This is a genomic window from Armatimonadota bacterium (assembly GCA_036504095.1).
Taxonomy (GTDB): domain Bacteria; phylum Armatimonadota; class DTGP01; order JAKQQT01; family JAKQQT01; genus DASXUL01.
Window position 1 is genome coordinate 72,029 of the sequence record DASXVS010000048.1, and the last position, 12,137, is coordinate 84,165.

General features: G+C 61.8%; 7 protein-coding genes. 4 read left to right on the forward strand and 3 right to left on the reverse strand.

Annotated features, from left to right (window positions below; genetic code table 11):
• The first annotated feature begins 20 nt into the window (after positions 1-20).
• Positions 21-2,153 carry a DUF5916 domain-containing protein gene (locus tag VGM51_11730; protein ID HEY3413706.1) on the forward strand — a complete coding sequence of 711 codons (2,133 nt, stop codon included), beginning with the start codon at positions 21-23 and terminating at the stop codon, positions 2,151-2,153.
• A 234-nt stretch (positions 2,154-2,387) separates the two neighbouring features.
• Here VGM51_11730 and VGM51_11735 read toward each other — a convergent pair whose 3' ends face one another.
• The 3 genes from VGM51_11735 to VGM51_11745 all read right to left on the reverse strand — a co-directional run bounded on the left by VGM51_11735 (position 2,388) and on the right by VGM51_11745 (position 7,900).
• Positions 2,388-3,290 carry a proline dehydrogenase family protein gene (locus VGM51_11735; protein HEY3413707.1) on the reverse strand — a complete coding sequence of 301 codons (903 nt, stop codon included), beginning with the start codon at positions 3,288-3,290 and terminating at the stop codon, positions 2,388-2,390.
• A 114-nt stretch (positions 3,291-3,404) separates the two neighbouring features.
• Positions 3,405-5,618, reverse strand: a complete 2,214-nt coding sequence (locus VGM51_11740) for a hypothetical protein (GenBank protein HEY3413708.1) — start codon at positions 5,616-5,618, stop codon at positions 3,405-3,407.
• A 29-nt stretch (positions 5,619-5,647) separates the two neighbouring features.
• Entirely contained in the window at positions 5,648-7,900 is a 2,253-nt protein-coding gene (locus VGM51_11745) for an alpha-L-rhamnosidase C-terminal domain-containing protein (protein ID HEY3413709.1), read from the reverse strand.
• Between the two features lie 182 nt (positions 7,901-8,082).
• On the opposite strand from VGM51_11745, the gene VGM51_11750 reads away from it, so the two are divergent.
• The 3 genes from VGM51_11750 to VGM51_11760 all read left to right on the forward strand — a co-directional run bounded on the left by VGM51_11750 (position 8,083) and on the right by VGM51_11760 (position 12,114).
• The gene (locus VGM51_11750) at positions 8,083-9,873 is read left to right on the forward strand and encodes a M3 family oligoendopeptidase (protein HEY3413710.1); all 1,791 of its coding nucleotides are present in this window, start codon (positions 8,083-8,085) and stop codon (positions 9,871-9,873) included.
• 72 nt (positions 9,874-9,945) lie between these two features.
• A complete protein-coding gene (locus tag VGM51_11755) occupies positions 9,946-11,070 on the forward strand; it encodes a hypothetical protein (protein ID HEY3413711.1) in 1,125 nt (374 codons plus the stop codon).
• A gap of 66 nt (positions 11,071-11,136) precedes the next feature.
• The gene (locus tag VGM51_11760; GenBank protein HEY3413712.1) at positions 11,137-12,114 is read left to right on the forward strand and encodes an aldo/keto reductase; all 978 of its coding nucleotides are present in this window, start codon (positions 11,137-11,139) and stop codon (positions 12,112-12,114) included.
• Positions 12,115-12,137 lie beyond the last annotated feature (23 nt).

Genomic DNA, 12,137 nt, shown 5'->3' on the forward strand with positions numbered 1-12,137 from the left:
TTGCGCGGCCACTCCTTTATATGAGAATCCTTATCCCCTGCCTGCTACTGACCATTGCGACGCCCTCCTTCAGGGCGTCCTCTGTGGATGGCTCCGTCGCCAATCCGCCGATTCCCGCGGTGCGCTTCACTGCTCCCCCGACTATTGACGGGACCCCGGACGAAGATTGCTGGAAGGATGCGCCGGTAGTAACCGGCTTCACGCACGATACCGGCCCCGCGTCCGTCGACACCGAAGTCCGCATGGGCTATGACGACCGTGCGATGTATTTCGCGTTCGTTTGCCACGACCCACAGCCCGGCTCCATACGCTCCGGCCAGAGAAAACGCAACGGCAACATGTCTACTGACGACACCGTTTCAGTGGGTATCGATCCGAAGTTTGACAAGACGGGCGCCTACTGGTTCATCACTAACCCCGTGGGAACTCAGGCCGAGGATATCCCGGGCGGCTCAGCCAGCAAGGTGGAGTGGCGCGGCGACTGGAGCGCGGCGTCCAAGGTGACCGCCGAAGGGTGGACAGCGGAGATGGCGATCCCGTTCGCCATCCTGCGCTACCCACGCGGCCAGCGTGTGTTCGGGTTGATGTTCGCCAGGCACCTCTCGCGCCTGCTGGAGGGAAGCAACTGGCCGGTCAAGACGTTCTACTACGTGCATGACAACGAGGCCCGATGGGACGGCCTCGACGCGCCGCGCATCCAGCGCAAGCCGCTGGTGATGCCGTACGTCCTCGCCGCGGGCGGAACCATAAAAAGCAGTGCCGGCGTGGACTTGAAGTATACCGCCGAAAACAACACCACCTCCCTGATTACAATCCGGCCGGATTTCGCGACCATCGAGGACGTCGTCAAAACCGTGGACTTCAGCTATAACCCACAATACCTGGATGACCGCCGCCCGTTCTTTACGGAAGGCGGGGACATGTTCGGCAGCCATTTCGGGTTCTACTCGCGCAGCATCGGCCAGGTGGACGTGGGAGCGAAGTCGTTCGGGAAGGTAGGAAATACCGGATACGGGATTCTGGGGACGGAACGACGGAACGACGAACGCGACGGGATGCTGACAACAGAGTATTCGTTCAACCAGTTCTCCAGCCTGTGGTTCCAGGCCGTTGGCTTTCACAAGGAAGCGTATCTCACCGGCAACGACAACCGGATGCCGCAGACGGAGAGTGGCCTGGCGACCGTGGACAACGGAGTGTTTCGGATCGGGGGGCATTACTGGCATCCGCTGGCGGTAAACGGGCTTTCGACGCAGTTTGACTACTACTCCACCCGCACGACCGGCGACACCCGCGAAGGCGATCCCTTCCGGTACTCCGGCAACGCGGTCCGCGCGAGTTTCGACCGTTACACCGGTGACGGCCTGTTCGAGAGCCACGGTCTCTACGAGCAGGTGTCACCTGATTTCGATGGCAAATTGGCCTACATCCCGGAAGTGGGCTACCGCCGGGCGCACACGGAGATGGGCGAGAGCTGGCAGGTGAAGCGGGGGCCCCTGCTGCGCTGGAGCGCATACCTGTGGGCAAACCACACCATGTACTGGGACGGCGGCTCCTGGCACAGCGAGGGGTCTCCCAGCGTGGGGGCGCAGTTCCGGAACGATACAATGGTGAACCTCGGATTCGACTGGGGCAACCGCCACGATGCATCGACCCGACAGGAAGCCGCGTCTGCACCGTTTTACCGAGACCGGATCGTCAACCTGAATCTCGGGTGGAAGCAATCGGACATATACAAGCGGGGCAGCCTCTTCGGGCGCTCCGGCAGGCAGGCAGGCGGTCCGTATCACCTCCTGGCGTTCAGTCAGGGGTTCCGCGTCACGGAGAAGTTGTCCGGAAGCGCGGAGATCGTTCGCGTCCGGCTCTCCGGAACACTGGTGCGGCTGAACACGACACGCGCGATTCTGAACGGTCTGTACGAGTTTTCAGACGAGCGGAGCCTGGCGGTCCGGTGCATCCTCGGTAACCAGAAATACTCCTCCCGTGGGACTGCCAGCGATGACTTCAGCCCCTACGATTCCAGCCTGCGCAACGCCTTCATCGCCTATCGCCAGGAACTGCGTAAGGGTGCGGATATATTCGTGCTGGTGGGCGACCCTAACACGGTTGGGGTGCGTTCGCAGGTAGCGGTAAAGTACGTAAGGACGCTCTAGTGCGTCATCCAGTGGACGAGTCTATGAGTCAACGTTCGCCACGCGTCGGCTCCCTCGTTCACCCATTGCCTTGATGCTTCACCAGAGGGAACCGAGGGCGGGAGTTATGGGCGTCGAACCGCTTAACGCCGCAAACGCCGCCGGCAGGGTACTTGGTCGCCGTGCTGAGCGTCGGCTCCGCACGCCTCGTAGAGGGCGCGACTTCCCTCGTCTCCACCCGTACGCTCTTGTCGCTTACCCCTTGAACAGGTTGCGGAGGATGAAGCCGATGTTGGCGGGGCGCTCGGCGAGGCGGCGCACGAAATACGGGTACCACTCGGTGCCGTATGGCACATAGACGCGGACTTTGCAGCCTTCTGCGACCAGGCTGGCCTGCAGGTCGCGGCGTATACCGTAGAGCATCTGGAATTCCCACGGAGCGTCCGGGCGCTCGGCTGCCTTGCGCCTGATCGCGGAGATCATCTTCTCATCGTGTGTGGCGAATCCCGGGTGATTGCCCTTTTCGAGCAGGAGACGTGCCATCGCTACGTAATGCGCATCGACCTCCGGTTTCGTGGGGAATGCGACCGACGCCGGCTCGTCATACGCGCCTTTGCACAATCGCACGGAGATGCCGGCCGCGTTGAGCGCCTCGACATCGGCCTGGCTGCGCCGCTGATAGGCCTGGACCACGACGCCGATATTGGGATACTCGGCGTGGACAGAATTGACGAGGTCCATCGTGGCGGTGGTCCAATCGGAGTCTTCCATATCGATGCGCACGAAGCGCCCGTTCGCGGCGGCGCATTGTGTAACCCTCCGGATGCCGTCCTCGGCCATCGCGGGGTCGATGAACATCCCCAACTGCGACGGCTTGAGGGATAGGCCGCAGCGCACGTTTGCGGCGTTCAACGTTTCGAGGGCGTGCTCGAATTCGCAGACCTCCGCGCGAGCGCGTTCGGCATCGGTGATGTGCTCACCGAGGTGCGACAGCGATGCAGTGATGCCGGCCTCATTGAGTTTCCGCACGGCAGCAACGGCTTGATCGAGGGTTGTTCCGGCCACGAAACGGGAGGCGAATCGCCATCCGCGCTTCTCGACCAGGTTCCGCATTGTGGGGCTATCCGCGAGCTTGAGGAGGATTGTTCGAGTGATCATAAGGTGTGTCCGATTCATTATAGCGGCACAACATCGGCGCACAAAACCCCGGGAAGCGAGAAAACGTCCATTCGTGGACATCCCCTCGCTTCCCGTCAAGCGGTTTCTCCACCGCTACCAGCGCACGGCGACCTTAACCCCTTCCGGCGAATTGGGGAATGCAACCCACATCGGTCCACCGGGGCCGTGCGTAACGAGCAGCGCCTCAACCGGGAGGCCGTGCGTAACGAGCAGCGCCTCAACCGGGAGGCCGTTCGATCCCGTGGCGACGGCCTTCGCCCCGGCGGGGACCTGGAGCCATATTTCATTGCGAACGTTGGCGGGGCCGACGGCAGTGAACGTCATCTCGCCATCCGCCACCTTCAGACCTCGAATGGCGGACGCGGAGGCCAACACGCCGGGCTTGTCTCCGACCCGGGCAAGGTCCAGTAACAAGAACCGGCTGCCAGGCTTGAATGACGGGTCTGTCATCGTTCTGGGGCTCCCGCCCAGCAGGTTCAAGAATCGGCCCGTCAGTTTCAGGGCATCCGCCGAAACCGATTCGTCCATCACCGCGCCCAGCACGTAAGGTCCGCGCCGCAGCCAGATGGCATTGCTCGGGTTATCCGGTAGTCCAGCCTTGCCGAGCGCCGTCGAATTGATCGTCAGGTACTGCGCGAGAGCCCCCTTTCCCTGCTCCGCAACGTCCCGCGCCTCCAATGCAGTTCGGATCACCCAACCCTTACCGGCCTGAACGGTGGCGTCCGCCACCGACGCGTCCTTCGGCAGTCCCAGGCGTGTCATCAGGTCCGCTTCCGGTGAATCGAACGCGTTCGGCGCCGTATTCCACCACTCACGCATCTTACTGAACGCATCCGGGTTGCCACACACCACAAGCACGCCGCCTGCCTTTACCCACTTCACCAGCGCGTCGTGCGGTTGGGGCGACATTGGCTTCTGTCCGTCGTAAGACAGGTACAGGACTTTGTACGGCTTGAGGTAATCCTTCAGGGTCGCGTTTTCGAGCTGGACCGGTTCCGCGGCGATTCCGCGCTTCAACAGCGGCATCAGCATGCCGTAAACGTGGCTCAGGTCGCCGCCCGGGTCGTTCGGACCGCCGCGATGGAACATCAGCGTGTCCGAGACCAGAACGCCTACACCGTGCGCGGCGGCATGCCACTCAACATTCTTCTGGTCCATATTCTTCAGCGTCTCAAATAGAGTCATCAATTCGGTCGCATAGGCGGCCGGGATGCCTTCCTTGACAACCGGCTCGCCCGGCTTCCGCTGCTTCATGTCCACGGTGGGGTACTTGCCGTGGAACACGCGCTGCGGCCACGGCACAACCTCGAAATGGGTGACGTCCGGCCACAAGAGGGAGGCAACGAGTGTTTGCTCGTAGTTGTACCTGTAATCCTCCCAGGAATGGTCCGGCCAGTCCTCGATGGGATCTGCGAGGAAGATCATCCGGCGCCCGGTCGCGCGGGCAAGGTTGTGCATCGACCCGTATTCGAAGAACGCCGTTTCGAAGGTGCGCTCCTTATGGACTGCGTTGTACCAGTTGGGTGTGCGGGCTGTTCCGGTCCAGACTTGGGCGATATACCCGTCGCATCCCGGCAGCGTGGCGAGGCTGGATTCGGGACTGACGATTCCCCAAGACGCATAGTTGAGCATGCTGTGGGTTGGCACGTAGCACCTGACGGTACGGCCGATCTTCTTGCTGTATTCCTTCACGAACGCGAACACCTGCCCCAGGGCCCGCTTATAGAGGTAGTACTTCAGTTGTCCGGAACGATAGCGCGCCTCGGGGGAAGAGTCCTCGGCCTGCCAGTCCTCGCCATAGTACGCCTTCCACTCGCGCTTGAACGCCGGCGCGTATCCGCCGCGCACCCAGAACTCGGGTTCCTCCAGGTAGATGGCCGTGGCGCCGGCGTCGATCGCCCGCTGAACACCCACGCAGAGGAAGCGGCCGTACGGCTCTTCAGGTACCATGTAGTACACATCCCCGCCGTGGCTGATCTTCGTCCCGCCGGCTTCCTCCTGCGCGGCGTCCTCGTGGTTCTTGCCGTCGAATCGCCCGTAGAGGTAGTCCTGGTAGGAGCCCCACGCCACTCCTGTCATGACCTGCGGAATATAACCCTTGTCGGTCCACGTTTTGAGTCGATCCGGCAGGCTGGGGTCGATGCCGTACACCATCGCTACATCCGACTGGATGTCGATGCCCGGGTTCCAGGCATCGCCGGTCTGGAATGAGGTACGTTCCTTAGCGCGCTCCTTGTCATCCGCCGCCGGAGCGGGGATTGCCAGGGCGACCATTACTACTGCGAGTATCAGCAATCGGAATTCCATTGGTTTTCATCCTTATCAGCGACGGGGTTTCATCCCCCGGAGCCTCGCACATCCATCCGCACCCCTTCCGGCCCCTTAGCGTCTACCTTCAGGCCGGACGGTACCTTGGTCCAGGAAACGCTCACCGGTCCACGGGGGGTGATAACCGTTCCCTTCGCCCAGGACAGCGGTCCCGGCTGCGGATCCACACGGATCGCCGCAAAGCCCGGTTCGGCGGGCTGGACACCGAGGATCTCGGCCATGAACTCGTAGATCGGCACACTGCCCCAGGCATGGCAGTCGGAACGGCCGTTAACCGGGTCCTCCGGCCACGTTGTCACGTGCAGGTCCACAAGGTCCAGCCACCCCTGGAACAGCGGGAAGGCGCGCTCGTACATTCCGGTCTGCCGGAGCGCCCGGAACAGGTAGAACTGCATCGCCCAGTTCATCTGCGCCATGCTGTGATCGCCCAGCGTTCGCTCCATCAGCGCGGCAGCCTTCCGTCCGGTCGATGCCCCACTCAACACCGCCCACACCTGCGGGTGCATGGCATAAGTATCGTGGTCGGGCCCATCCTTGTACACACCCTTTGCGGAATCCCAGCAGTGCGCGTTCACGGCCTGGTTCACGACCCTTGCGCGTTGATGGTATTCCTCGGCGCGCGACGGGTATCCTGCCGGCTCCGACAACTCCGCGGCTAGGTTCAGGGAGGCCGCGTACATCAGGCTGAACACGCTACTGGGAGCGTCCGGGGCTGGTGGCGGGCAGCCACCGTTCCAGCCCTTCACCCAGTCAAAATATGGCCAATACCCGAAGCCGCCCACGAGGCCGTCCGGAGTCAGCTTGCGGTCGAACCAGTCGAGAACGCTGTCTACCGTGCTGCGATAGCGCCGGGGCAGCGCAGGATCGCCGAACAGCCGCCAGTGATCGTGCAGCATCAGGATCCAGTGGAGCGAGAAGCCGGGGATGATCTGCGGGTAGACACAGGGCGTGCGGCTCTGCAGGAGGCCCGACGGGTGCCACGAGCAATGGTAGTCGTGGATCGCCTTGCGCATCAGTCGGTCGTCCGCGCTCAAATATGACGAGTACAGCGCCTCGAGGCGCGTGTCCATCGCATACTGGAGTTGCTCGTAGTACGGGCAGTCTACATAAGTCTCCTGCATGCACCGACGAACCGTGCGGATGCTGATGTCCCAGAGCGGTTGGTACCGAGGTTCGGAGGACTCGAACGTAGATTTCACGTCCAGCGGGTAACCTGTCTCGATGTAGCTCAGCGAGTCCAGGGTCATTGGATCGTCGCCGGTGACGACTTTGATGCGGATAAACCGGAACGTTCGGAACCAGAACGGTTGATAGGTCTCCACGCCGCCGTTCGGGGAATACTGGTCCCACTGCCCGAAGATGCCGCGGCCCTCGGGATTGTCGCGGATGCCCTTCTTGATCCACGCCTTTCCCTCTTCGCCTTCGCCATACGCTTCGGCGTAGACCAGCTTGATCTTCGAGCCCTTTCCGCCCGAAACGCGAAGCGTCGGATAGGCTGTGGTCAGCTCGCGGGCATCCAGGTCCCGCGTCCAGGTGGTGTGCGGGGGAACCGTTACCGGACCGTTCAGCACATCAAACGTGTGCTTCGTTTCGAACATGGGCGGTATCGTGCGGGGTGTGAGGCTCCAGGGGCCCGAGAACTCATAGTTCAGGGTCTGCTCCGGGGTCAGGCCGTCCCAGAACTGTACCGCGGGCTTCCACGCGGAATCATCGTATTCCGGCGTTTGCCAACCGTGCGGGCTCAGTGCCCCATCGACAGACTCCGTCTCGCCAAGAAGCTGCGAGCCCTCGTTGAAGTGGAACGTGACGGAGGTGTCCGCTCCGGCCCTCCATTTCTGGTCGGTGTCGATGCATTCGCCGCCCTCAACGGTCCCCTGGAGCAGGAAGCCGCCTGAGGCCGTTCGCGTAACCGATGAGATACCGATCGTGTTGAAGTGAGGCGGTTCGGCCGGCCGAAAATGCAGCACGCGCGCGGCGAGAACGTTGCGCCCCGGCTTCAGCCTGTCGCTGAGGTCCACCGTCTCGTAGTGCTTGCGCCACGCGTCACCCTTGCACGGCCCGATCGAAACACGTTCGCCGTTCAGGAACAACTGATACCGGCTGTCCGCGGTCACATGGATGACCAACTTCGCGCCGGAGCCGGCTTGAAAGGCCCGGCGAAAGAGCCGAAACTCGTGTTCCACGGGCGTCGTTCGCGGGATGCCCTCGTCCCATATCCATCTGGCCGTCCATTTTGCGGGAACTGCAAGCGTGTCCGTCATAATGCCTCCGAAGAAAGGAATTGCCGCCAAGTCACGTCATTGTAAGCGCGAGCAATGCCTCAAGGTCGAACGCCGATGGGGGTCGCGTGCTACCATTGCTGGAGAACACGATCCTGTGCAGAACCATTCAGGCTCCCGGGTACTTGCGACGGAGCCGGACACTCGATATTCCGGAGATAATCATGCCAGACACACCTCCCTCCTGGGACCTCTCGGCCCTCTTTGACAGCATCGCCGATCCGCGCATCGAAGAGGCGCTCGTCAAGCAGAAACAGCGCTCCCAGGACTTCGCCGCACGATACGCCGGCCAAATCGCCAGCCCAACACTCACCGCGCAGATCCTGTTCGATGCCATCGCCGAATACGAAAACATTGAGCAGGAAATGAGCAAGCCGGCTGTCTATGCGGGCCTGCTGTTCGCCGCGGACACCTCCAACGCCGAGAACGCGGCATTCCGGCAGAAGATGATGGAGCGCTGCACGGACATCAGCGTTAACCTGCTCTTCTTCGACCTGGAGATCATGGCGGTGTGCGAAGAACATATGGCTGCCCTCCTCGCGGATCCGGCAATGGCCCATTACGCGCATCACGTGAAAGCTCTGCGTCTCTCGCGAGAGCATGTCCTGCCGGAACCGGAAGAGCGGATACTGGAGGAGAAGGCAAACACCGCCGAGCGCGCCTGGGTGCGGTTCTTCGACGAGACTGTCGCGTCCATCGTATTTGAGATGAGACTCAACGGTGGGACACAGCAGCTTACCGAGCCGGAAATCCTCAACAAACTGCGCGATCCCGATCGGGAAGTCCGCCGCGCCGCCGCGGAGGGACTGACGAAGGGCCTCGCGACACAGAGCCGCCCGCTGACGTTCGTGATGAACACCCTGCTTCAGGACAAGGCCGTTGAGGACCGCCTTCGCGGCTATTCCGATCCGGCTGAGAGCCGGCACATCTCCAATGAACTGGACGCCGAGACCGTGAATATCGTGATCGAGGCGTCCCAGCGCAACTACCCGCTGGTGGAGCGCTACTACAACCTCAAGCGCCGGATTCTGGGGTACGACACCCTGACACATTACGACCGGTACGCCCCGCTCTTCGAAACCAAAGAATCCGTTTCGTTCGCGGAAGCCCGGCGGATCATCCTGGATGCCTTCGGCAAGTTCAGCCCCACCATGCGAGACACCGCCGACGAGTTTTTCCAGAAGAACTGGATCGACGCCGAACCGCGCAAGGGCAAACGCGGCGGCGCGTTCTGTTCGTACGTATCACCGGACCTGCATCCGTTCGTCTTCCAGAGTTACATGAATCAGTTGGACGATGTGATGACCCTTGGCCATGAACTCGGTCACGGCGTCCACGCGTCTCTCAGCCGGCCGCTCGGCTATTTTGGCATGCACGGAACGCTGCCTATCGCGGAACTCGCCAGCACGTTTGGCGAGATGCTGGTCTTCGAGAAACTCCTCGAATCCGCGGACACGGCCGACCAACTCGCTCTCTATGCCAACAAGATTGAGGGGATCTTCGCCACCATTTTCCGCCAGGCAGCCATGTACCTCTTCGAACGCGACATTCACACGGCACGCCGCGAACAAGGCGAATTGACCTGCGAAGCTATCGGGGAATTCTGGCAGAAGCACCAGCAGGCCATGTTCGGCGACAGCGTCGAACTCGGTGAAGAACACAAATCCTGGTGGCAATACGTCAGCCACTTCATCCACACGCCGTTCTATGTCTATGCCTACACCTTCGGCGAATTGCTGGTCCTCGCCCTTTACGCTCAGTCGAAGAAGGAAGGGGCGGCCTTCGAGCCCAAGTATGTCGATCTGCTCAAAGCCGGCGGGAGCCTCACGCCGCAGGACCTCATGGCCAAGGTTGGCATCAACCTGAAAGACCCCGCCTTCTGGCAAGGCGGCATGGACGTTCTGGAGGGCTTTATCGCCCGCTTTGAGACGATTCACGACCAGTGGCGCGAGTGATCGCCCCCGAGGGCCGGCAAGCACGCCACTGATCTTCGCCTGTTGAAGCAATTAGGTTCGGAGGAAACCGCCATGGCTGAACTCATTTCTGAAAGATGCGTTTTGGATGGCGTGCCCAAGGTCGAGTTCTATAGCGGGGGCCCACGCTGTCCCGAGGACGTCCCGTTCCCTTCGTGCCTGCGCGCATGCCTGGAATTCCTCGGCGATCCTGTCGGGTGCAAGCTGATCGATGCGCATGCTTCGACGTGGCGCCTGGACTGCGGATATGCTTTCCTGATGGCTTCGTCGGGGTGCGCGTTTCGGCTTAGCTGGAAGCCCGGTTGGGAACAGGACAACGTCGATATCCGGTACATCTCCGACGATCCCGAGGCGCCCTTCCGCCATGCTTTCGAATCGGTGGGCTACGCGTATACGATTCTCCGCAAGGATATTGGAGAGTCGGCGATGCGCGACGCCATAGTCAACTCACTGCGACGATCACGCAGGCCCGTCATCGCATTCGGAGTCATCCCGCCGCCTGAGTCTTGTATCGTCACCGGTTACGACGAGGGCGGTGAAGTGCTAATCGGCTGGAATTACTTCCAGAGTCTCGCGCCGTTCAACGCGGGTGTGGAGTTCGAACCGACGGGAGAGTTCCGCAAACGCGATTGGTTCGCGGACACCGAGGGTATCATTCTCATCGGGGAGAAAGGGCCCGTCCCCGATGCCCGCAAGGCCTTTCTGGAGTCGTTGCGCTGGGCGCTCCAGGTATGCCGCACTCCGTTTGTTGAAGCATGGGGACGGCACAACGGTTTCGCCGCGTATTCCGCCTGGGCCGCGCATTTGCTGCGCGACGAGGACTTCGCCACAGACGATCTCGACAGGCTGCGAATCCTTTTCGAAGTTCACGATGATGCCGTCGGCACGGTGGCCGAGGGGCGCTGGTACGCAAGCGAATACCTCAAGATGGTGGCGCAAAAAGAGCCCGCGATGGCATCCGAGCTGCTGGACGCCGCAGAGTGTTACGTTGCTGAGCACGACCTGATGTGGGAGGCTTGGGGTCAGGTGGGCGGTAATGGCCGGGACGACGACAAAGTGCGCAAGCTCAAGCAACCTCACGTCCGCCGCGCTGTCGCCTCGATCGTTGAGCGTGCCCGACAACAGGATATCGAAGCCGCAAATCACCTCCAGAAAGCCCTTGCCATCGCAACAGGCTGAGGCCGCGTCAGATCGACCGCCCTCGCCGCGTCCCGGCCAGGGGCATCCCGGACGAAGGAGAGACAAATGGAGTATCGCAGACTCGGTCGAAGCGGACTGCGTGTCAGCCCGCTTTGCCTCGGCACCATGAATTTCGGCCCGTTTGCGTCCGAAGAGGACAGTCACGCCATCATGGACCACGCCCTGGAACTCGGCATCAACTATTTTGACACCGCCGACGTCTACGGCCGAAAGCCGGGCGAAGGCATCACGGAGCAGATTGTCGGGACATGGTTCGCCGGCGGAGGCGACCGGCGCGAGAAAACCGTCATCGCCACGAAAGTGTACGGAGGTATGGCACCGCTCGAATGGCCCAACTCCGCGCGCCTGTCCAAACGCCACATCATCGGCGCGTGCGAAGCCAGCCTCAAACGCCTTCAGACCGACCGTATCGACATCTACCAGATGCACCACATCGACCGCGAAACCCCATGGGACGAGGTCTGGGAGGCGTTCGAGATGCTCGTCCACCAGGGAAAGGTCCTCTACGCGGGGAGCAGCAATTTCGCCGGGTGGCACATCGCGCAGGCTTCAGAGGCCGCCAGGTCCCGGCATTTCCTCGGCCTCGTCTCCGAACAGAGCCTCTACAATCTGTCCGCCCGCACGGTGGAGCTCGAAGTCCTGCCTGCATGCCAGGCGTATGGCCTGGGCGTGATCGCATGGAGCCCGCTTGGCGGCGGATTCCTCGCCGGAGCACTGAGAAAAGCCTCGGAAGGGCGACGATCCGCGGAGCATACCCTGAAGCGGATTGACGATAACCGGCCGCAGTTGGAAAAGTGGGAAGCGCTGTGCGCCGACCTTGGCGAGCATCCGGCCGACGTGGCTCTGGCCTGGCTGTTGAACAATCCCGCCGTAACGGCTCCGATCATCGGTCCGCGCACGATGGATCAGTTCACCGGCGCACTGCATTCGCTGGAGATCAAACTGTCGCAGGAAACGCTTACAAAGCTGGACGCAATATTCCCCGGCCCCGGCGGAGCGGCGCCCGAAGCGTACGCATGGTAACGAAGTGGGCAACGATCAGCAGA